The sequence below is a fragment of the Vibrio sp. 10N.247.310.98 genome, assembly GCF_041467395.1.
Classification (GTDB): domain Bacteria; phylum Pseudomonadota; class Gammaproteobacteria; order Enterobacterales; family Vibrionaceae; genus Vibrio; species Vibrio crassostreae_C.
In genome coordinates, this window is record NZ_JBFSUL010000013.1 from 13,682 (window position 1) to 34,661 (window position 20,980).

Here is a 20,980-nt window from a genome sequence, read left to right on the forward strand (position 1 = left end):
GGGAATGCTGTCGCATCGTTTGCACCAGTCACTATTTCGCCAACAGAGTAAGTCGTTTCTTATTGAGTTAGGGCTTAATCGCTAGGCCCTAACTCTTCATTATCGAAGGTAAGTAAAACACAAGAGACCTACTCAGAACCTAATTACAGGGAGTAATCAAACACAATGATGTCTTCTAAAAGCGGACGAAACACATCTTTCAGCGCATCATGCTCAGGGTGCGGAAGGTAATTCTGACGGCCTTCTTCATCGGCGAACGTCATTAACACCGAGTGGGTATAACCTTGATTCTTGTTTTCAGGGCTGTCATTTAGCCCCCACTCGACTGAAGTGACCCCTTCAACTTTGTTTGGCATCGCTTCGAACAACATCTTTAGTTTTTGAACCTCTGAAGCCTCAGCGTTTTCTTTAAACTTAATCAGTAAAATGTGACGAATCATTCCCGTTTCTTTTTGAGTCATTCCTTGTCCTTTCGAGTCGTTCGCTTACTGGTTTGTAATGCTTAACCAACACCCAATAGCGATCTAAATTAGAGAACAACAAAATGCCACACGTTACACAACATGCCAAGGCTAGAACGCTGGATTTTATAAAATAACCCAAATCCCAACACAAAAATGCTGCACCCAAGGGCGCAGCATTTCTCATGACAATGGTAAGCACGTTTTAACGTTAATCAAGACGACCTGTAAGCTGGATCGTTTGGTCTTGATCGACGCTCTTGTGGAATTTTATTCCGCCGTTAGACGCTTCATTTCTTCCTTCCAGTGTTAAGTCAGATTCAACACGCTCAGCCTTTACTTGATTACCTTCGCTTCTCATCATATCGAGAGTACTCGCATAAGTACCGTCAGCCGCGAAAGCCGTGTTCATAGACAAAGCCATCAATCCAAGTGCGATTAACTTGTTCATACATCACCTCGTTGTATTTCTAATTCTTTGTTCGTTTGGTATCTGTGTTTTTGTTGGAGTAACTTTAACAATCGAACATGAACCATAGATGTGAGCTATGTGATGAGCTGCCGCCGCTCGCAAAAAGACGCACCTTTGAATCAGTGGTTATTCCAAATGTTGAAGTCTACCCTGAAAAACAAACAAGCGTAGTTCAGCTTTTAACGGGTTAACTACTTAAAGGCTTAACTGCCTAACTCCCCTACCATCCAAAAAAAGAAAAGGCTCCCGAGGGAGCCTTTGATTATGTTTCTAGTGACTATTCGCTTATGTTTTTATTTTAAAATGCTTCTTCGAGCGTTTGTTCATTCTTTTTTTCTGTCTGTTTTTCAACGGTTTCAACCTCTTTCAAGCGCGCAGTGAAGTGTCTTAACACCGGCGGCTCGTAGGTAAAATCGAGCCCTTTCACTTGTCCTGCATTCTCTTTCACTTTTTCGAATGCTTCGATAATGAAGTCCATGTGTGTTTGTGTGTAGGTCGCGCGAGGAATGGTAAGGCGCAACAACTCAGCAGGACATGGGTGTTGTTCACCTGTTGCTGGGTCGCGTCCTTGCAGCAAAGACCCAATCTCAACCGCTCTGATACCCGCGACTTTATAGAGTTCGCACGCCAAAGCATGTGCGGGAAACTGACCAGCCGGGATATGAGGCAGCAATTTACCCGCATCGACAAACGCAGCATGACCGCCTGCTTGCTGGCACACGATGCCCATCGCTTCTAAGCCATCAACAAGGTATTGAACCTGGCCAATACGGTACTCTAACCAATCTTGGCGCATGCCGTCATAAAGGCCAACCGCAAGACGCTCCATCGCGCCACCTTCTAAGCCACCATAGGTTGGGAAGCCCTCTTGCACCACACACAAGGTTCGACACTCTGTGTACACATCCATGAAAGCGTCGTCTTTAAAGCACAACAAGCCGCCCATTTGCACCATGGCATCTTTCTTGGCAGACATAGCTAAACCATCCGCGTATTTGTAAGACTCACGCGTGATCTGTTCGATTTTCCAATCCTGATAACCCGCTTCACGTTGTTGAATGAAGTAGGCATTTTCTGCGTAGCGTGCCGAGTCCATGATCACAGGAATATCGTACTTCTGAGCGATTTCATACACGGCTTTTAGATTGGCGATAGACACTGGCTGTCCACCAGCAGAGTTACAAGTAATGGTGCTCACAATGTAGGGAACATTGGCTGCGCCCGCTTCTAAGATCGCTTCTTCCAGCTTCACCACATCGAAGTTGCCTTTGAAATCCGCGTTCACTGAGGTATCGAACGCTTCTTTGGTATAAACGTTCTTCGCCACACAGCAATTCACTTGGGTGTGGCCTTGTGTTGTATCGAAGAAGTAGTTCGACAAGGCGACCATTTTGCTGCGATCGAGCCCTTTCTCCATTTCACGCTTCTTAATAAGAACCGGAATGTAGATCTGCTCTGCACCGCGTCCTTGGTGTGTTGGAATCGTCAACTCGTAACCGAAGATATCCTTAACCGCATTCGACAATGCGTTGTAACTGCGGCTACCACTGTAAGCTTCATCACCCATTAACATCGCGGCTTGCATACGCTGAGTGATAGATCCTGTTCCGCTGTCTGTCAGTAAGTCGATAAACACATCATCACTGTCGAGCAAAAATGGGTTCATGCCCGCGTCGACAATGGCTTGTTCACGATAGGCGCGAGTTGTTCTTTTTACTGGCTCTACAACACGAATACGAAACGGTTCTGGTAGATGTTTGAAGTTTTCCATAATAATACCTTTCAATACATTCCGATCAGGTCGAAATGTATTTTCTTTAGATGTCACGAGTCCTCACTATTAAATTAATAGTTCCGTATAAAGATACACAGAAAATTAACAGTGAAAATAAACAAATTAAATAATGACTTATTAATCAAACCTAAACAGAGGCTAAGATAATTAGCGATAACGACAAAAAACGAATACCCTACACGGAATAATAAGTGCGACATTCATACGTTCAAAGGTTATCAAAGCTGCTGATAGGTAAACAAAGCTCGCTGCTTTGCTGGCGCGTGACGCCTAGAGGGTACTACTCTGAAGAAAGGTGGAACGAGAGTTGGTGATCTAAGGTATACCAAGCTAACAAGGTTAGCCAAGTTGTTGATTGCCATTTCAGATACATGTTCACAATATATCCCTACGTTGAAATCAAGATGATCCGAAGTTTAAATATAGTGCAATTGTTTTATAAATACAGCTTAAAAAAGTATAAATGTGATCAATATTTAGAATGATGATTAAATACGATAGCGTGTTATATAAAATGTGAATCACAGCTGTTTATATACTATTAAACTAGTTCAGCGAGAACCTTAATAATATCAAATCCCTTTTGAAATCAACACCTCTCTAATAAGGGGCGAAGATAGCTGTTTTCTAAAAAAGCCATCATCTAATAAAGCCAAGATCCAAAACTCGCCGATCTAGAAAAGATAAATTCTGATGAGGCTCAAACCTCACCAGAACCGTATTCGCAGTGAATGACTTACTTCTTCTTCACGGCTTGCTTGATGGCCATTTCAGCCAGTTTTGGTGTCGCCGCTTTCAATACGCTGGGTGCCACCTTCTTACCCACTTTGACTGCTTTATTCAGTTGGCCTTTAACCGACGAGCCTCTTTTCATGGCTTCTAAACGTTGGCGGTTTCTCTGAACGTTATTTGCGTCAGCGATACGCTCTATCAACGTCTGCCTTAAAGTATCTAAACCAAACTGTACCTTTTCTGGCGCAATCGCCAGCGGTAACACGATATCGGTTTGCAGCAATATATGATTGTATTCGAGCGCTTGAGCAATGATCTTCGCTTTGGTCGATGTTGGATTCTCTAAGTCATACGGTGGCTGCCAATCGTCTACAGGCTTTAATCTGTCTACCTGATTCACAACCGACACCACAATCGGTTTCTTGCGTGAGATGTTCTTAGGATCGTCATAGAAAGCATCAAATCTATCTTTCAATTGCTTATCCAAATCACGTGCAGACTGATTGGCTTTAAGCACCCATAGCACCACATCCGCTTGGGTCATCTCTTTCAGCATTAAGGCTTCGGTTTTAGGATTGCCATCAAGCCCCTGAAGATCAACAACGCGAACATCATTGTCGTCGACAAACGCGTTATACACCGTTGAAGTGTCGGTTGATGGCAGCACATCCACTTCTGCAACCAACTCTTGCTTGAGTGCATTGATAAGTGAAGATTTACCCGAACTGGTTTGTCCCACCAGCACGATTCGCACAGGCTCTAGCTCTGGAGCAAAGCGTTGTTCGTCGAGTTCAGAAACATCAGACACTTTAAGTGCCTCATCTTCAATGCTGAAACGTCCGCTGTAGAGGTCAATCGCCACCGCCGCAACTTCATCTAACAAGGCTTGTTTGGCGGCGTATTGCATGTCATCAACCACACCCCTTGTCATCGTTGCTGTCGCTTGTTCTCGTCCTAAATCAGAAATCACCTTGAGTGGATTCAAATACAAGTTTTTAAGGTGGTTACCCCAAATAGCCGCTTTGAAGATCTTCTGTCCTAGCTCACCGTATTTATCGTAGGCTTCGTAGCCCGCTTTGATGTAAGAAACCTTGAGATACTCAATGCCGGGGATATGCTCTCGCACTACCAATTTGTAGCGTCGGCTGACCTCTTCGAACAGCTTTAGCCCTTCAGGAATCGAAAAATCGAGTGATTTCTTATCAAACTTTTTCGCAACAAATTCAAGTACCTCTAAACCGGTTTGGTCTAGGTTACCCCACTCTATGTCGACCATTAATTGTTGGCGTACATGGTGTTTTGAATCATTCCAGATCGACAGTTCTTTTTGAGACCAATCAGCCGAAGCCTTAACCAATGCATCGTTGATATCAGCTTTTTTATGCTGTGATTCAGCTTCAGCAGTATCCTCGCCAAGGCCGCCACTCTCTTTATTCGAGAAAGACTCTTTATTTGAAGAGCGGCTTGAAGAACGGCTAGAAATGAATAAAGGAATGGTGAACACCAAGGTACTCACGGCAATGGCAATCGACATTTCGAGTAGATAACCGTATTTGATCGCCAAGAAGACACCAAAACCCATCATGATAATGCTTGGGAAGATCGCCGAAATCAGGGCAATGCCCCAGCGTCCGCTCGATAGCACCGCCAGTAATCGAAATAGGTTTCTAATTTTCTTCATAACCCGACGCCGCCTTTCCTTTTTTCAGAGATTCTTTGTAGATCTTCTGCATCTCTTGTTCAGACACTTCTTCACCTTTGTTCTTGTGATAGAAGTAAAAACAAGCCGCGCGACCTAAACCATAAGAGGTGCCGAAACTCATTGCCGCTGCAGCCACCGCACCTACCGTTTGACCATAAACTGGAATCAGCTTTATCAACTGTCGAGTGCCCAGCTTCATTCCGTATTGCAAAGCAAAGCTGCTTCCCAGAGTGCCTATCAACTCACTAAAGACTCTCTTATTCCATTCGACCCCATATTGATTGGCCAAGCTGTGAAGCATTTTGGCTTGAATCGCAGGTACCGACACCAAACCAACACCCGGAATCAGGTCACTCGCTGCGGCACTTCCTGCATACCAAAGCACTTCGTTTTCTACTTGATCAAAGTTGGCTTCTTCTTGCGTGGAATGTTCTTTGTCTTGCACCATCATTCCGATCACCGGAAGAATACTGGTCAGCTTTTCTAACAAGATGTCATAGTTGTAAACTGAACCACCGTTATTGCTCGAGTCATCCGTTTCGAAATCGACCGCTACCGATTCAAACTCTTTACCCCAAGCCTTCTCTACTTGGTTGGTGTTGAACTGAACCTGCCTTGCTCGATCTGGTTCACTGGAAGACAACACTGCAGTATGAACAAGCAACAAGTGTTTAATTTTCTTCTGTTTCTTAATCTGCTTTAGAGCCGCAAGCACTGAGGATTGTTCAGGTTCGTCGGCTTTCATTACAACGACTAACGCATTACCTGCCTGGCCAATCTCTTCCAGATCCTCTTTCGCATCATAATTCGCTTCGCTTAATCCTCTGGTATCGAGAAAGCGCATCACGGGTTTGTCTTGTGGGAATTCGTAAGACATCGCCGTCATGGTACAAGGCGCAAAACCATTGCCCACTTCTACAGAAGAGTCACCAGTCACCGCTTGAATAAACGATGACTTGCCCGCCCCCGTTTTACCCAACAACCATAAAGTCGGAAGATGCTTGCGCTGATATTCATGAGCCTGAGTCAAGTCTGGGTTCTTGCTCGGATTAATGAAGTCTTTTATTTGATCAAACATGTTTAGAGTAACGCTCACTTGATGTTGAGATTCGAGTTGATGACAAAGCAATACTGACTTATATAATCACAAATCATATTAAACTTATGTTTGTTCAGTCGCACAGGTTTACAATGCCTAAACGCTTGTTTTTATTTGCGCGCTCATTTTTATAGACGCTTTTTTATACGTACGGGTATCATCGTATTGATTCGGGTACCTAACGAACATCAACAAACACAGAGAGCTCAAAGAGAAGTATGGAACAAATTTATTTAGCTGGCGGCTGCTTGTGGGGTGTACAAGAATTTATTAAGTACGTTCCTGGTGTTATCAGCACAGAAGCAGGCCGTGCTAATGGAAGCGCCCAGCCAACAGAGAACAAAGCGACACAAAGCGACGGCACACAAAGCGATTACAATGGCTACGCAGAGTGCGTACAAATAGAGTTTGATCCAAACATCACGTCAGTCACGATTTTGATGGAACACTTGTTTGAGATTATCGACCCTTACAGCTTGAATAAACAAGGTGTCGATGTCGGAGAGAAATACCGCACAGGTGTATACAGCACTAATGCAGAACACTTAACCGAAGCTAAGCACTATGTTGCCTCTCGTGACGACGCCGACCGTATCGCTGTTGAGGTGTTGCCATTGACCAATTATGTTGCCAGCGACGACATCCACCAGCATCATTTGAGCCTATTTCCTGAAGATCATCACTTATGCCATATCCCTTGGGATCTGCTGCATAAGTATAAATCACAGTAGTCACGACGTAAGATCGAGATAGTCACAACCTAAGATCGATAAAGCCTCAACAGACATTATCTGTTGAGGCTTTTTAAGTGTTATGGTCAGGACAGCTATCGTGAATTGATTTGGTAGCTCAAGCCATTAACCTTTAGCCATTAGCCATTAGCCATTAACTAATAAATTACTTAGTCGTATTCTCAAGCACGTAGTCTGGACCCGCTGTTTCAGCTGTCACAACCGCAAGTTTAGACACGTCTGCGCCTTCACCTTGGTAAGCGTTAATGCCATTTTCTACAACGACTTTTGGTAGCTCAACCGAGTAGCCTTCGATCAGTTCAGAATCCGTTACTTGACCTACGTAAGTTTCGTCTGTGTAGGTTGCGCCGACTAATGGGAAGTCTTGCGTTGCACGCACACTTACAAACTCAGGAGATTGCGAGTTATCAACCACGTTGTGTTTGAACGCCACATCAACGCCCGCATAAATGCCTTCCACTTCTGCGTTGTCAAACAAACTTACACGGTGGCTTTGGTTGCCGTAAACAATGCCCCACTCAGTGTCGACTAGAGAGTTATTCTCGATGGTGATGTTTTTCGGTGTCCACTGCTTGTTCAGCTCTTTGCCTTTCACCGATTGATCTAGCTGCTCACCATTCGCTACGTCGATAATACCTGTGTTAATAACAATGCCGCCACGTAGGTCAGCGTTGCCTTCGATCAAACCATCGCGGCCTCGAGTGTTTGCAATGTAGTTATTGCGAATCACATGATCTTCATCGTAGATACGGACGCCGCCGGTTAGGCGCTTTCCATTGCCAAGAATCATGTTGTTCTCAACCGTGTTGCCTTTTCCGTGACGCAGTGAAATAAGCGCGGTGCTTTGGAAAATAGTATTACCTGAGATCGTGTTGTCGCCCGACTTAATCGAGATAAGCTCACGCTCACCATCCATATCGATCATCAGGTTGTTCACGAACTTAGAACTTGAATCCCACTGTGAAGCTTTAGAATCACCAATACGGATCGCTTCCCAGCTGTTGCCGTTGTAACGAATCGCTTCTTTGATATCGAATTCATTGAATTGGTTAGGCTTTTGATCCATGAAGATGTTATTTGCGATCAGGTGGTTGTCAGCTGTGTCATCTTTTTGTACACCAATCAAAGTGCCGCGTTTTTGCTTACCTTCGAAACGGTTGTTGATGACTTTGCCGTCTTTACCCCATAGAGATACCCAAAGGTACTTTGGATACTCAGAACGACGCTCGTCTGGCTCGTACGTGTAATCGTGGTTGAAGTAGTAGAATGTTGAGTTTTGAAGCGTATTGCCATTACCCATCATACGAACTGCACCAAAGCGTTCTTTAGGGCCGCCTTCAGTAAATACCAAGCCATCAAGCGTGATGTCATCGCCTTTCAGTTCAAACTGAATCAACCCCGTGATCCACGCAGAACCTGCTTGCTCTGCCTTGATAGTGATGTCATTCGCCGTGATCGTCACTTGACCTAAGTTCGCGTATTTACCGGCAGGGATAACCACTTCGTCGCCATCTTTTAGGTTTTCAAATTGTGCTTTAAGCGCAGCCACTTGCTCTTCCGAAGCAACGGCTAAAGTGTCGCCATCTACCTCTGTTAAGCGGTCACTGCTCAATAGGTAACTACGGTCAATTTCGCTAACAGCAGGCGTAGCTTGTTCAGCGACACTGACTACGGGTGCTGTTTTTTCTTGTGTTGTACAGCCTGTTGCAAAAGCGAGTGTGAACGCGCTAATAATGCTTACCGATAATAGTTTTTTGTTCATCGTACATCTCACATTAAAGTTTGGATTATAAAAATGACGACCACCCGTTCAGGTGGCCGTGATGTTATTTAGGATGCGTATTAAATTAGCCTTCGGCTGGAGTCACTTCGTCTTGTTGCTCGACTTTGTCATCGACTGCTTTAACAAGTAACAGACCAACAGAGAACACAATCAAGCCACACAGAACGAATACCATGCGTCCCCACATTGGGTTTGGCAGTACGAACATAGTCATTACGCCCACACCCGCTACCGCGATAAGTGAACCCAACATACGACGTTGCTTGTTATCCAGTTTCTTCTGTTCATTACTTTCAGCAACTAGTGGCGTCGCTAGGTTGTTGAAGAACTTGTCTACGTCTTTCTCACGGTGCTCAGCAAGAGGCTTGTAGAACAGTGTTGAAAGAACAAAGAAGCCAGCAGTAAATATGATGTGACCGATAAGGCCGATAGCCACTTTCAGGTCAGCCCACTCACGGCCAGTTAGTTCATTTAGACCGAACCAGTTTTGAATCATGTCCGCAGTGATAACGAAACCAACGAAGTAAGAAACCACACCACCTACAACTAGCGTGCCCCAACCTGCCCAATCCGGTGTTTTACGGATGAAGAAGCCACAGAATGCTGGAATTGTCATTGGGAAGCCGATCAATGCGCCCACGTACATCATGGTGTCGAAAAGGCTCAGACCTTTAAGAGAGTTGATGAACAGAGCAACCAAGATGATCGCGATACCGAAGAAGGTAGACGTTAGTTTAGAAACAACCATTAGCTCTTTCTCTGTCGCTTTAGGACGAAGAATCGGCTCGTAGAAGTTCTTAACGAAGATACCCGAGTTACGGTTTAGACCTGAGTCCATTGAAGACATTGTTGCTGCGAACATAGCGGCAATCAGAAGGCCAACCATACCTGCAGGCATGTATTCTTGAACGAAGTAAAGGTAAGCGAAGTCAGCGGCTTTGCTGCCAGCTTCTGGGTAAGCAGCTGCTAAATCAACACCTTGACCAGCCATGAACCAAGAAGGCATGAACCAGATGATTGGACCAAGCGTCATTAGTACACAAGCAAGCAGTGCTGCTTTACGTGCGTTGTTTGAATCTTTTGCAGCAAGGTAACGGTAAGAGTTAAGCATGTTGTTGGTAATGCTGAACTGCTTTAAGAAGATGAACACAGCCCAGATGCTGAAGATGCTCATGTAGTTAAGGTTGTCACCCGTGATGAACGAATCCGTTGGGAAGTCGCTAATGATCTGCGTAACACCGCCACCGTGGTAAATAGCAACGACTGCACATGTCACCGTTACTGCCATGATGATAACCATCTGCATAAAGTCAGATGCGATTACCGCCCAAGAGCCGCCCGTCACTGACATAATCAGTACAACCAGACCCGTTAGGATAATCGTTGTTGTCATATCAAAGCCGAAGATACCCGATGCGATGATTGCTAGACCATTCAACCAAATACCTGCAGAGATAACGCTGTTTGGCATACCAGACCAAGTAAATACTTGCTCATTCACCTTACCAAAACGCATACGAATCGCTTCAATTACCGTCACAACACGCAGTTGACGGAACTTCGGAGCGAAGTAAAGGTAGTTCATTAGGTAACCGAATGCGTTCGCGATGAAGATAATCGCTACGGCAAAGCCATCGGTAAAGGCTTTACCTGCTGCACCAGTAAATGTCCAAGCACTGAACTGGGTCATAAATGCGGTTGCACCTACCATCCACCACAGCATATTACCTCCCCCACGGAAGTAATCACTTGTCGTACTTGTAAACGTTCGAAACATCCACCCTATCGCAATTAAGAATAGGAAGTAGATGCCAACTATCAGGGTATTGAGTTCCATCGTTAGACCTTTTATTTATGTTTTTTTGTTGAGGTCACTATAAATAAATGGCAAGTATATTTGTACTACAATAATCCAAATGCGTGACAATGATCTTACAGTCTGACACTCAATTAATCATACAAGTGATCGAGTTCAAAGTTGCACCACCTAGGAGCGCAATTCCTCAAGTCAGTGCAGTTATCCGCACTAAATTTCGACCAAAACCCCGAAAAACATGAACAAAGTCTCTAAAAATCGAAGATTCATCGTTAAAAACTATTATTCTTGACGATCAAAGCTTAAAGAAGAGCAGCAAAAATATCGTTAGATATAATTTATAAAAATGAATTAAACCAATATATTTGTAGTACAAATAAGATCGATAATTTGCTTTTAAAAGTTCCCTATATTAGGCAGCCAATAATGAAAACTTGAAAACCACTATTAGATACTGACAGGGATACACGGAAGTGAAATGCTTTTAACACACCCGTTACACTTTCCCCGTCCAATAAAAAGGTGTCATTATGAAGAAATACGTTCCAATCTTAATTGCTCTTAGTACGGTATCTTCTATGAGCTATGCAGCAACACCGCGTGAAGATGCTGTTGACTACTTACAGATGCGTAAAGGCGTGGCTTACCAAGTAAACCATTCAAAACCTTTCACTGGTCAATTTGAAGAGAAGTTCGATAACGGCCAAGTCGCGACCCAAGCTCAGTTTGCCGATGGCTTAGAACTTGGGCTAGAAACTAACTGGTATCCGAATGGCCAAGTCGCTTCTAAAGTGAATTACGTAAAAGGTGAACTGCAAGGCAAAGCTGAAACCTGGTATCCAAACGGACAGAAAAAAGCAGAACTCAATTATAAAGACAATGAACTATCAGGCACCGCCTCTCGCTGGTATCCCAATGGGGAACAAAGCCTGACAGCTGAATACAGCGACGGACAAAAAGATGGATTGGTAACGGACTACTACCCGAACGGTAATAAGGCCAGCCAAGCGAAGTTTGATGAAGGTGAAGTCGCGAACGGAAAACTTACTCGCTGGAATACTAACGGTGACAAAGTTGAAGAACTGACCTTTAAAGATCACAAAGTCACCTCTAAACAGGTGTGGATGCCTACAGAAAGCTAAGCCTCAAGAACAGCTCTCACGGAGCTCTTTGATATAACTAAACGCCTGCTGTTAAAGTTTGCAGCTACACGTCTGCAACTAAGAGACAAGAGAAGAGAAGGGAAACGAACATTCATGTGATTAAGCGTGAATGTTCGTGGCTTTGATGCTGTAACAGACTCACTTGAGCGTGTTGTCATCAACCTAAAAGCCTATTCTTAAGCCGCGGTTTACACGCTTATTGAGCCGCACACGACTCTCTACTCAAATTTCAAATAAAAAAACGCTCATGTTGCCTGTATCAACATGAGCGCAAGGGTAGATCTTCGACTACCATCTCCTACCTTTCTAGATGAAAGCAGAAGTTATAATTAGAATAGTTGGGAGCAATAATCAAAATACTTTCGCAAGCACTTCAACGATTTCTTCTTTGTCGCTGATGAGAACAACGGGTAACGATTCGAACCCAGTTCATACTTATATAGCAGGCTATGTCACTACCTTGCCTACTACATTTCAAACCTTCTCTGATTGAGCTTTAAATCACCTCAAGTAAATGCCTCATGCTCTTAAAGCGGTTGGATTTAATCCATTTAGCTTCAAGACCACTCTTACTTATTCGGCTTCACACCGTCTGTTCATGCAATCAACACAGCAAAGTTATGTATTGCTACAGAAAGTTAGTAAATAATAATGTATTACAAATAAAAATGATATCTAAAGGTTCAATTTTTTGCTGTAGCGCACATTTATTGATGAACAAAACTCTTCAAAACCATTATCAACAGCCAAACAAATCACTAAAAAACATCAACTTAACGAAACAACTCGATTTTGTAACCCTTTGTAAATAGTGGTTTTGTCCTAACAACACGATCAAGTTCACAGATCATCACGCCTCGGATCGCTACCATATTTGTATTATTTAAATGCAAAATAAATTTGAAATAACCAAGAAATAATTTCAAAAACAAAATGCATTTAAGACAAGAACTACTCTATTTGGCTTGTAATTATGGCCAATACTCAACCTATAAATATGGAATTAATACCATGAATAAAACTAAAATCGTGATTGCTGTGGCATCTGTACTCGCTGCTGGCTCTGTATCTGCTGCGTCTTTCGATATGAGACACGAATACAAGAGTCATACAGATCAACACGCTACTCGTGTAAAACTTGGCGATAGCATTGGCAACTTCCTTGTAGATATCGAAGCGAAATTCAAGGGAGAAGACGGTAAATTCATGGAAGATTTGAAGAACAATGGTTGGGAGCTTGGTCTAAACTACCGTCATGTACTAAACGATAACTGGACAATGACTTACGGTATGCCAATTGAAGGTCGTGAATCTGGCGTTACATACAAGCCTCAAGTTCGTGCAACATACAAAGTGGATAGCGTTGATGGTCTAAGCCTAAGTGCTCGTTACCGTTACGATATGAGACAGAACACTAGCAGCTCAGAGTATCAATTCGATGACAATGGTGATGTTATTGTTGATAGTGACGGTGTTCCAATCACGGTTGATAAAAACGTTTCTAATCAACGTCGTCACCGTCTAACGGCAAACGTTAACTACTCAATGGAAAACTGGCGCTTTGGTCTAGAAGGTAACTACTACAAAGCTGATGGCTATGACATCTACGACAACGACGATACCAACTACGAGTTGAACGCAAGCATTCGCCATATTATGGGTCAATGGGCACCATATGTAGAGTTTGGTGATGTGAGCACTTCATCAACTAAAGCGACTCGTGAACTGCGTAGCCGTGTAGGTATTACTTACAGCTTCTAATCGATAGCTACATGAATAATCTAAGATAATTACTGTCCTAATTTTCTAAGACCTAAACAAAAGCCAGCTTAATCGCTGGCTTTTTTTCCTTTAAAATCAGTAAAATAAGAGCCGCGCACTTGCAGCTCTTTTTCCTAGTGACTAATCCGATAGAGAAAGGCAACGGTCACATTATCGTTAGGCACAACTCGCTTCTGCTGAGCCAAAAACAATTCCGCTGTCGAAACGGCATCGGCTAATGCATTGTGGCTGTTGTACTCAGGAAGCCCGTACCTTTCGCGAGTCCCTGCCAAGGTTAAATCGACTTCTTCATGATTGCTGATCGCTTTCTCCATGCTTTTCTCAATACACAAGGTATCAAGCCAAAGCAGAGGAATCGCTCTTAAACCGTAGCAGCGAAGAAGGTATTGGCTAATGAACTTCTCTTCGACTACACACGCGTGCGCGACGATAATCTTGCCTTTCGCTGCTTCGAAGAAAGTGAGCATCGCATCATGAATAGATGCGCCCTCTTCCAGCATCTGTGGTGTGATGTGGTTAATCACCGCAGTTTCAGCGTTAATCTGAGAATCATTGTTCAGGTAGATATGCTTGGCAGAAGCCAAATCGATTCGTCCTTTCACCACATCGACCCATCCCATAGACAAGATAAGATCTTGTTCGCTGTCTAAGCCTGTGGTTTCGAGATCCAACACGATATAGTCGCTGTCTTTGGCCAAATCCGTCATTTCAGGACAAGGCTGTTCTACCAGATCATGTAACGCTTCTGGCAGCTTAACCGTACCCAAATATTGCTTACGCTTGCGTTTAATTCGTTCAAGCGGGTGAAAATAGTTTAGCATTCGTTTTAAACATTTATTAGTTGAACATAGCTTCATTAACGTGCTCCGAAACGAATTTTCGCCGCTTCTTGAAGGTCAGCAATGATCCTAAAGGCATCTTTCAAGTGTTTACGCTCAAAGCTACCAAAGCTATCTGGGTTGATGTTGTTGTCAGGCACATCCCCGTTCTTCAGCGCTTCAAGTTGATGGCCAAAACGGAAAGAGAGAATGAACTGGTAAGCACCCAGAATGTTCTTGAATGCATCGTCGCTCAGCATGCCTTTTTCATTGGCAGCAGCGAAACGTTCGTCAGTCGCCGACAAATCGCACTCCACAGCAAGGCCATAAATACGCGCTAAGTCGATAATCAAGTTGATCGCGTACTTCTTCACGTTCAACGTTTTCTTATTCTCACCTGACTTCTCTAGCACTAAGCTATTGAAGATGCCAAGTGGCGGGTTGGTATTGACCGCGTCTTTCACTAGCGTGCTTAAAAACTCACGGTTACCGCGAATATTGCTATGCAGCTCATCGCGCAGAATACCTTCGAACTCACTGTTGCCGTAGATAGTACGAATTTCTAGGAACACACTGATATTAAGCAAGCGTTCGTACTCTGGGTTAGCCACCCACTTCTTGTAGTAGTGCTTCCATACACTGAGTGGCTGACACCATTTTGGCGTCGCAGCCATGAATTTACCTGGACATAATGGGTAGTGACAGCTTGCTAAGCCGTTGGTCACCATCATCGCTAAGTGTTTGAAGTAAATACGGTCACTGTCGGTTGCATCGTCAGCAAGAACAATCGCGCTGTCTTGGTCCGACAACATGTGCACTTCATTACGTGCGTGCGATCCGGCTACGATCCAAGAGAAATCACACGGTGGTGGGCCTAACTTATCAATCGCTATTTGAATCAATCGACGGGTGTAGGCGTCCATAATCATGGTCATTACCTTGCCGACGGTTTCAGGCGCCACTTTACCTTCCACCAGCGCTTCAAAAATAGCTTGTCGCTCTGAGGTGAACGAAGACATGGTTTTCACGCTGCCCGCGTATTTGATTTTCTCGATCAAGAATATCGCTTGAACACGGTGGTTTTGAACCAAATGAGACGTAGTAAGAAGACCAACGACCTTATTCTCTTTCACAACGGGCAAGTTACGGATATTAAATTGCATCATGATAGAGGCCGCATGCAGCACCAGATCATCCGGTTTTACAGTAAGTGGAGAGTGCGTCATTACCTCTGAGATCAGGCTATCAGTACTCACGCCGTGGGCAATCACTCGCTTAGTCATGTCTCGGTCGGTGATCAAACCAACAATGGTTTCACCTTCATAGATCACGGCACACGGTGAGCGTTGATGAAGCATTTCAACCGCAACCGACTGGATGGTTTGCTCAGACTTAACAATTGCCACCTGCCCGCTTGCCACTTCCTCAACTTTACGAATGAACAGGCCTTTCTCTTTATTCGACCAGACCACATCCAGTGCCGACTTCAAGCGAACCTGCGCCTGTGAAGCAAAGTGTTCTGCGCAACTTGGAAAGGCTTTGAAAAGCGTTTGAAGTGCCGAGTGTGGAATCACATAAAGTAAGGTGTTTTCGATTGCGACAGCTCTATAGCCTTTTTCGTCGTTGACTTCAGAATCTAAGAACGTAAAGCCAAACAAATCTTCACTGCCTAGACGGGCACGAAGCACACCATCCGATTTTCGTTGCTCCATAGAGCCCGTTCGAATGATATAGAGCGATTTTTCCTTCCCAGACTCACACAAATCGACCACATCTCCCTTGCCGAGATAAGTAATTTGCACGTTAGAGGCAAGTTCGCGAAGTGCTTGTTTAGGGATCTTATCGAATGGGTCGATTTGACCTATGAATTGAAGAATATTTGGCAGTAGAGACTGGGGCATAATCACACTCACAATAATTTAATTAGTATTATTATATAACTTAAAATACTGGTTACTAGTGCTTTTAACGAAACAGCAAATAATAGATTAAATATTGGACACCAGTCAGGTTTTCATCAAATTTGGATGCAAAAAAAGCACGTATCAAACGTGCTTTTTAGAGGTCACTGCTGAAATTAGCTTTTGAATAACCGTAATTTTAACTTTGACTACCCTAGTTTTACGAGAATGCCCTCTCGTCGATAATGCAAAACGATCAAAGCTAAAATAACAGTGAAAACAATTAACTAGCGGCTGGTAATCTGTGGTTTGTTTCTAACAGGTGACTTGCTGACGCGTGGCGTGCTTTGTCACTATTACCTGCCATGATTGCTTCATAAATCTGGCGGTGTTCGTTAATACAAGTACTTCCCTCTTCAGAAGAGTGAGAAATAAAGTTAACAAACATGGTCGTTAAGATGTTACCAAATGGAAGATAGAAGTCGTTACCTGTTGCATTGAAGATCAGGCTATGGAACTTCATGTCGATATCTAGCCAACGCTCTTGATCAAGCGTTTCTTCGCTAGAAATTTCTACCATTTGTTGGAAAATACCAGACAGCTCAATGCGTTGTTCTGCACTCGCGAACTGAGCAGCTAAAGCACACGCTTCTGGTTCAATCGCGCGGCGTAAACCCAAAAACTGATGACAGAATTGGTCTGTATCGGCCAAACCGTCCATCCATTCAATCAATTGTGGATCTAAGAAGTTCCAGAATGCACGGTCAACAACGCGAGTACCGATCTTAGGACGAGATTCTAATAGGCCTTTTGAAGTCAGAAGCTTAACCGCTTCTCTTAATGCTGTTCTACTGATACCAAATTGCTCACACAGAGCCATTTCACCAGGGATAATAGAACCTTGAGGCAAATTGCCCGACAAAATACCACGGGCGATTTCACGTGCAACTTGCACATGAAGGCTTCGCTTAGAGCCTGAAATAGAATTGAAAGAGCCAGCCATGTGTCTACTTACCGATTAGATATGTATTATTTAACTCGGACTATAGCACTGATTTATATCTTCACCAACACAGCATCAGAATAACGTGAGGTCACTACCAGTAAAGGTTGGAGCAATATTTCACAAACCTGCTCATCTTTAGGTTTATAAAACCAATTCAACCTATTAATTCATACAAATAGTTCTCATTTACTATTTCAATGTATGCGTGAACTCACAAAACCACCCTTACTCTCACTATTTATGTCGGTAATAACCCGTTTTTAGATAAACACCCTTGAATATAGCAAGTGTTATTGTATGATTTATTGGCGTGAATAATCTACAATATAGGCGGCTCTGATGTTTAACGATTTAAAAGGCAAACGCATTCTAATTACTGGCTCTACTGCTGGTATGGGTTTAGCTACCGCACGTGTCTTTGCAAAATACGGCGCAAAAGTCGGCATCAATAGTCGTGCTTTCAGCCCAAAAGTCGATGACGTTCTATCTGAACTTACCGCACTGGGTGGCGATGTTGCCTTTTTTCCTGCAAACCTAATGGACACATTAGAGTGCGAAAGGTTAGTCAAAGAGTTCACTGATCATTTTGGTGGCATGGACGTGTTGATTAACAACGCCGGTGGCCTTGGTGGTCGCGCCAATCTAGAAAATATCGATGATGAGTTTTATGAGCGCGTAATGAACCTTAATGTTCGCTCTGCGCTGATGACAACCAAGTTCTCTATCCCGCACTTACGCGCCTCTGCTGCTGAGTCCGGGCAAACATCTTGTGTGATTAGCACAGGATCTATCGCCGCTCGCGAAGGCGGTGGTGTTGGTGCAGGCATCTATGCCGCGTCTAAGGCTTGGTTACACGACATTCACCGCAATTGGGTGAAAGAGTTCGCGCAAGACAATATCCGTTTCAACATTGTTTCACCGGGCACTATCGACACCGCATTTCACGATGGCAAGAGCGACGATTTGAAAGCGACCATTGCTAACAACATTCCAATGGGACGCTTTGGCCATATTGATGAAGTTGCCCCTTCATTCGCTTTCTTTGCATCGCACGCTTGCAGCGGTTACATCACAGGTCAAATCCTAGATGTTAACGGCGGACAAATAACGCCCTAGTTAGCTGGTTTATATAAGCTCACTCAGCGATTTAAGTTCGCCACACTATATAAGGTTAACAGACCCGAGTAGATGAGGGAAAACCTCACACTAAATTCGACGTATACACTGACACTAAACACCAGATTCGTCTGGCTTTTAGTGTTTTCAAAGTTTCAATTTCAGGTGGTTTAAATGTCAATATTTACATTGGTGGAAGATTCAAGCCGCCGAATTCATGTTCAAGTGGCGAGACAAATTGCTCGCAAGATCTTGTCAGGCGAGTTAGAAGAAAATCAAAAGTTACCCAGCGAAATGGAGCTGTGCGAAATCTTTGGAGTGAGCAGAACTGCCCTTCGAGAATCAACTAAGCTACTTTCGGCAAAAGGTTTAATCGAGTCGAAGCCAAAAGTGGGCACTCGTATCAAACCGAGAACACAGTGGCACTTCTTGGACCCGCAATTGCTGTACTGGATCCAAGATTTAGAAGATACTAAACCCTTCTTGTCTCAATTTTTAGGCTTAAGAAAAGCGATTGACCCGGAAGCGTGTGCGCTCGCTGCAACCAATGCAACTGTAGAGCAACGCAAAGAGCTTTCGATTCTTTTCCAGAAAATGACCATCGCAGCAAATAGCTTCGATTATGAAGAGTGGACGACCAACGATCACCTGTTTCACCAAACGATTTTCTTATCGACAGGTAATCAATTTTACATTCCATTCGCGAACATTCTGTCGACTATCTTCAAGCAGTTTATCGACCACTCCGCTGAAGGCGGTCGCTTCTGTTTAGAAGAACACAAAGCGATTTACGACGCAATAATGTCTGGCGATGCCAAGCAAGCTCGAATTGCTTCTCAAGTCCTGCTAGACGATGAGAACCAAAAGCTCTCTAGGGTTGAATTAGCCATCGCATAACCGAGATTAACCAAACTGACTTGTTTTTCAAAGACACAAGTCAGTCTTGTTTTAGCACCCATTTTTTAACCATCAACTACCGTAGTGTTTTCTTCTTTAAACGCTCTACTCCGCCACCTCAGAGAAAGCTTACGGTTATACACATAAGGTGTTGTTTGTGTCTTCACAATCGTACGTAAGGAAAAATTTCTCTCTCGCCTGGCCCCTCGCCTTAAACGGTATCTTGATGCAGTCGATGTTGATGATCGACACACTGCTTGTCTCTCCTCTTGGTGAAATCCCTTTAGCTGCAATGGGGATTGCGACGACTATCGTTGCCTTTGTACTGGGAATTCAAATGGCGCTGGCAAACGGTACTCAGTTAGTATTAAGCCGCGCAGTGGGCTCTGGCATCGCCGCATCATTATCTAAAGCATTTTGGGCAGGGTTATTTATCAACCTTGGCGTAGCAACACTATTTTGGCTTCTACTTACTTTTTTCGAACAACCCTTGATTCAAGCTTTAACAGATGACGCTTCCCTTCACTTAGAAATCAGCCGCTATCTAGACATCTCGAAATACATCGTTATTTTTACCGCGTTAACGCAGGTGATCATTGCTTTATTTAATGCGCTAGGCAGAACTAAAGTCCCATTCAAAGGTTACTTAATTGAACTGCCTATCAATGCTGTACTCTCATATGTGCTGATTCATGGTTTTTCTAATTTTGAAGGGATTGGAGTACAAGGCGCTGCATTAGGCAGCATTATTGCAATAACGATCCGCTTGCTGTATTTGGTTTTGTGCGTGCATTTAAGCTCAGCGATTTCACTCAAATTAGACGCTCAGCGCTCTGAATTCTTTACCAACGTTCGCCGTCACTTTATCGAAATATTCCCTGTAGCAGCGAACGTGACCATGCTTTTGATTGGCGCAACGATATATCAATTGTTGTATTCGCAACTTAACATCAACGCTTACGTAGCGATTACTTTGGTGATGCCTTGGATCAGGGCTGTCTCTCAATTTATTACCGCTTGGGCTCACTCTTCCGCGATTACTATCAGCCAAGCGATTGGCTCCAAAAAGATGGATGACCTAGTCAAAAACGTCGATACCAGTATCGATATTGCAGTCGTCATTTCTTTCGTTTGTGCACTCTTATTCGCAGGATTAAGTCTGGTCATTGGTGACATTTACCCGAACTTGGATGAATCTACCTATCAAGCATTGGCCGTTATCGCCCCACTCTACATCTTCTTGCCGATTGTCCGTGGCTACAACACGGTTCATGGGAATGTATTAAGAGCACTAGGAAAAACGACCGCAGTCTTCAAAATCAACTTTACTGGTCAATGGGTAATTTCAATTCCATTGTGTGCATTGATCATCTTTGGATTAGACGGTTCTATCTTTTGGGCTTTCGCTATCCAACCATTCGAAGAAGTCGTTAAAGCTTTCCCATTCCGTCATTTGGCTCGAAAGTCTCTTAAAGAGTTTGATGCCGACAAAGCTAAAGAGTTGATGTATGACTAAACTCCGTATCGAGTTGCCGTCCTAAAATCTTCCCACGCGTTCTGAATACAACCTTGTCTTTTGACAAGGTTGTATTGTTTTAGCTGTACCATTCATTGGTAGGCTTCAGCACACCCTCATTGATACCAAGGTCACATTAATACCAAGGTCATCTTAAAACTCATATAAA

Annotated in this window: 16 protein-coding genes and 1 pseudogene; 7 read left to right on the forward strand and 10 right to left on the reverse strand. The window is 43.7% G+C overall.

The genetic code is table 11. The features are described from left to right. Positions 1-143 precede the first annotated feature (143 nt). Entirely contained in the window at positions 144-461 is a 318-nt protein-coding gene (locus AB6E78_RS07480) for a Dabb family protein (protein ID WP_009846539.1), read from the reverse strand. 211 nt (positions 462-672) lie between these two features. Then, positions 673-912, reverse strand: coding sequence for a hypothetical protein (locus tag AB6E78_RS07485; RefSeq protein ID WP_372133551.1), 240 nt, complete (start codon positions 910-912; stop codon positions 673-675). Positions 913-993: 81 nt separating this feature from the next. Between AB6E78_RS07485 and AB6E78_RS07490 the strand changes: the two are divergent. Then, positions 994-1,104, forward strand: a pseudogene (locus tag AB6E78_RS07490) (LysR family transcriptional regulator); the annotation flags it as partial. 127 nt (positions 1,105-1,231) lie between these two features. Here AB6E78_RS07490 and tnaA read toward each other — a convergent pair. From tnaA to AB6E78_RS07505, 3 genes are all read right to left on the reverse strand, one after another. Continuing rightward, on the reverse strand, positions 1,232-2,704 hold the full coding sequence (gene tnaA, locus AB6E78_RS07495; protein ID WP_372133549.1) for a tryptophanase: 1,473 nt from the start codon (positions 2,702-2,704) through the stop codon (positions 1,232-1,234). A gap of 760 nt (positions 2,705-3,464) precedes the next feature. Then, entirely contained in the window at positions 3,465-5,141 is a 1,677-nt protein-coding gene (locus AB6E78_RS07500; protein ID WP_372057151.1) for a GTPase family protein, read from the reverse strand. Then, a complete protein-coding gene (locus AB6E78_RS07505; protein WP_372133546.1) occupies positions 5,128-6,240 on the reverse strand; it encodes a YcjF family protein in 1,113 nt (370 codons plus the stop codon). The genes AB6E78_RS07500 and AB6E78_RS07505 overlap by 14 nt, the downstream gene beginning before the upstream one ends. Before the next feature lie 239 nt (positions 6,241-6,479). Between AB6E78_RS07505 and AB6E78_RS07510 the strand changes: the two genes are divergently transcribed. Next, the gene (locus AB6E78_RS07510; RefSeq protein WP_372133543.1) at positions 6,480-6,992 is read left to right on the forward strand and encodes a peptide-methionine (S)-S-oxide reductase; all 513 of its coding nucleotides are present in this window, start codon (positions 6,480-6,482) and stop codon (positions 6,990-6,992) included. A 166-nt stretch (positions 6,993-7,158) separates the two neighbouring features. Here AB6E78_RS07510 and AB6E78_RS07515 read toward each other — a convergent pair whose 3' ends face one another. Beyond that, positions 7,159-8,775 carry a polysaccharide lyase 6 family protein gene (locus AB6E78_RS07515; protein ID WP_372133540.1) on the reverse strand — a complete coding sequence of 539 codons (1,617 nt, stop codon included), beginning with the start codon at positions 8,773-8,775 and terminating at the stop codon, positions 7,159-7,161. 85 nt (positions 8,776-8,860) lie between these two features. Then, entirely contained in the window at positions 8,861-10,633 is a 1,773-nt protein-coding gene (locus AB6E78_RS07520) for a sodium:solute symporter family transporter (RefSeq protein WP_171733577.1), read from the reverse strand. A gap of 509 nt (positions 10,634-11,142) precedes the next feature. Here AB6E78_RS07520 and AB6E78_RS07525 point away from each other — a divergent pair. Together AB6E78_RS07525 and AB6E78_RS07530 are read left to right on the forward strand one after the other, a co-directional pair. Further along, entirely contained in the window at positions 11,143-11,754 is a 612-nt protein-coding gene (locus AB6E78_RS07525) for a toxin-antitoxin system YwqK family antitoxin (protein WP_017061462.1), read from the forward strand. 1,032 nt (positions 11,755-12,786) lie between these two features. Continuing rightward, on the forward strand, positions 12,787-13,536 hold the full coding sequence (locus tag AB6E78_RS07530; RefSeq protein ID WP_372112953.1) for an oligogalacturonate-specific porin KdgM family protein: 750 nt from the start codon (positions 12,787-12,789) through the stop codon (positions 13,534-13,536). A gap of 134 nt (positions 13,537-13,670) precedes the next feature. Here the strand turns inward: AB6E78_RS07530 and AB6E78_RS07535 are convergent, their stop codons facing one another. From AB6E78_RS07535 to AB6E78_RS07545, 3 genes are all read right to left on the reverse strand, one after another. Then, positions 13,671-14,414 carry a 3'-5' exonuclease gene (locus AB6E78_RS07535; RefSeq protein ID WP_229647044.1) on the reverse strand — a complete coding sequence of 248 codons (744 nt, stop codon included), beginning with the start codon at positions 14,412-14,414 and terminating at the stop codon, positions 13,671-13,673. Next, on the reverse strand, positions 14,414-16,276 hold the full coding sequence (locus tag AB6E78_RS07540) for a DUF294 nucleotidyltransferase-like domain-containing protein (RefSeq protein ID WP_017069961.1): 1,863 nt from the start codon (positions 16,274-16,276) through the stop codon (positions 14,414-14,416). Before AB6E78_RS07540 ends, AB6E78_RS07535 begins: the two co-directional genes overlap by 1 nt. A 283-nt stretch (positions 16,277-16,559) precedes the next feature. Then, positions 16,560-17,279, reverse strand: coding sequence for a FadR/GntR family transcriptional regulator (locus AB6E78_RS07545; protein ID WP_017072471.1), 720 nt, complete (start codon positions 17,277-17,279; stop codon positions 16,560-16,562). Between the two features lie 342 nt (positions 17,280-17,621). On the opposite strand from AB6E78_RS07545, the gene AB6E78_RS07550 reads away from it, so the two are divergent. From AB6E78_RS07550 to AB6E78_RS07560, 3 genes are all read left to right on the forward strand, one after another. Further along, on the forward strand, positions 17,622-18,398 hold the full coding sequence (locus AB6E78_RS07550) for an SDR family NAD(P)-dependent oxidoreductase (RefSeq protein WP_017069959.1): 777 nt from the start codon (positions 17,622-17,624) through the stop codon (positions 18,396-18,398). A 174-nt stretch (positions 18,399-18,572) separates the two neighbouring features. Further along, complete coding sequence (locus AB6E78_RS07555) at positions 18,573-19,295, forward strand: FadR/GntR family transcriptional regulator (RefSeq protein WP_017063624.1); 723 nt, start codon at positions 18,573-18,575, stop codon at positions 19,293-19,295. Between the two features lie 148 nt (positions 19,296-19,443). After that, the gene (locus AB6E78_RS07560) at positions 19,444-20,811 is read left to right on the forward strand and encodes an MATE family efflux transporter (RefSeq protein WP_081322222.1); all 1,368 of its coding nucleotides are present in this window, start codon (positions 19,444-19,446) and stop codon (positions 20,809-20,811) included. The last annotated feature ends 169 nt before the right edge of the window (positions 20,812-20,980 follow it).

Excerpts from the sequence above, each read along its gene's own strand:
- AB6E78_RS07480 (WP_009846539.1), bottom strand. The coding sequence starts at position 461 with ATGACTCAAAAAGAAACGGGAATGATTCGTCACATTTTACTGATTAAG.
- AB6E78_RS07485 (WP_372133551.1), bottom strand. The coding sequence starts at position 912 with ATGAACAAGTTAATCGCACTTGGATTGATGGCTTTGTCTATGAACACG.
- tnaA (WP_372133549.1), bottom strand. The coding sequence starts at position 2,704 with ATGGAAAACTTCAAACATCTACCAGAACCGTTTCGTATTCGTGTTGTA.
- AB6E78_RS07500 (WP_372057151.1), bottom strand. The coding sequence starts at position 5,141 with ATGAAGAAAATTAGAAACCTATTTCGATTACTGGCGGTGCTATCGAGC.
- AB6E78_RS07505 (WP_372133546.1), bottom strand. The coding sequence starts at position 6,240 with ATGTTTGATCAAATAAAAGACTTCATTAATCCGAGCAAGAACCCAGAC.
- AB6E78_RS07510 (WP_372133543.1), top strand. The coding sequence starts at position 6,480 with ATGGAACAAATTTATTTAGCTGGCGGCTGCTTGTGGGGTGTACAAGAA.
- AB6E78_RS07515 (WP_372133540.1), bottom strand. The coding sequence starts at position 8,775 with ATGAACAAAAAACTATTATCGGTAAGCATTATTAGCGCGTTCACACTC.
- AB6E78_RS07520 (WP_171733577.1), bottom strand. The coding sequence starts at position 10,633 with ATGGAACTCAATACCCTGATAGTTGGCATCTACTTCCTATTCTTAATT.
- AB6E78_RS07525 (WP_017061462.1), top strand. The coding sequence starts at position 11,143 with ATGAAGAAATACGTTCCAATCTTAATTGCTCTTAGTACGGTATCTTCT.
- AB6E78_RS07530 (WP_372112953.1), top strand. The coding sequence starts at position 12,787 with ATGAATAAAACTAAAATCGTGATTGCTGTGGCATCTGTACTCGCTGCT.
- AB6E78_RS07535 (WP_229647044.1), bottom strand. The coding sequence starts at position 14,414 with ATGAAGCTATGTTCAACTAATAAATGTTTAAAACGAATGCTAAACTAT.
- AB6E78_RS07540 (WP_017069961.1), bottom strand. The coding sequence starts at position 16,276 with ATGCCCCAGTCTCTACTGCCAAATATTCTTCAATTCATAGGTCAAATC.
- AB6E78_RS07545 (WP_017072471.1), bottom strand. The coding sequence starts at position 17,279 with ATGGCTGGCTCTTTCAATTCTATTTCAGGCTCTAAGCGAAGCCTTCAT.
- AB6E78_RS07550 (WP_017069959.1), top strand. The coding sequence starts at position 17,622 with ATGTTTAACGATTTAAAAGGCAAACGCATTCTAATTACTGGCTCTACT.
- AB6E78_RS07555 (WP_017063624.1), top strand. The coding sequence starts at position 18,573 with ATGTCAATATTTACATTGGTGGAAGATTCAAGCCGCCGAATTCATGTT.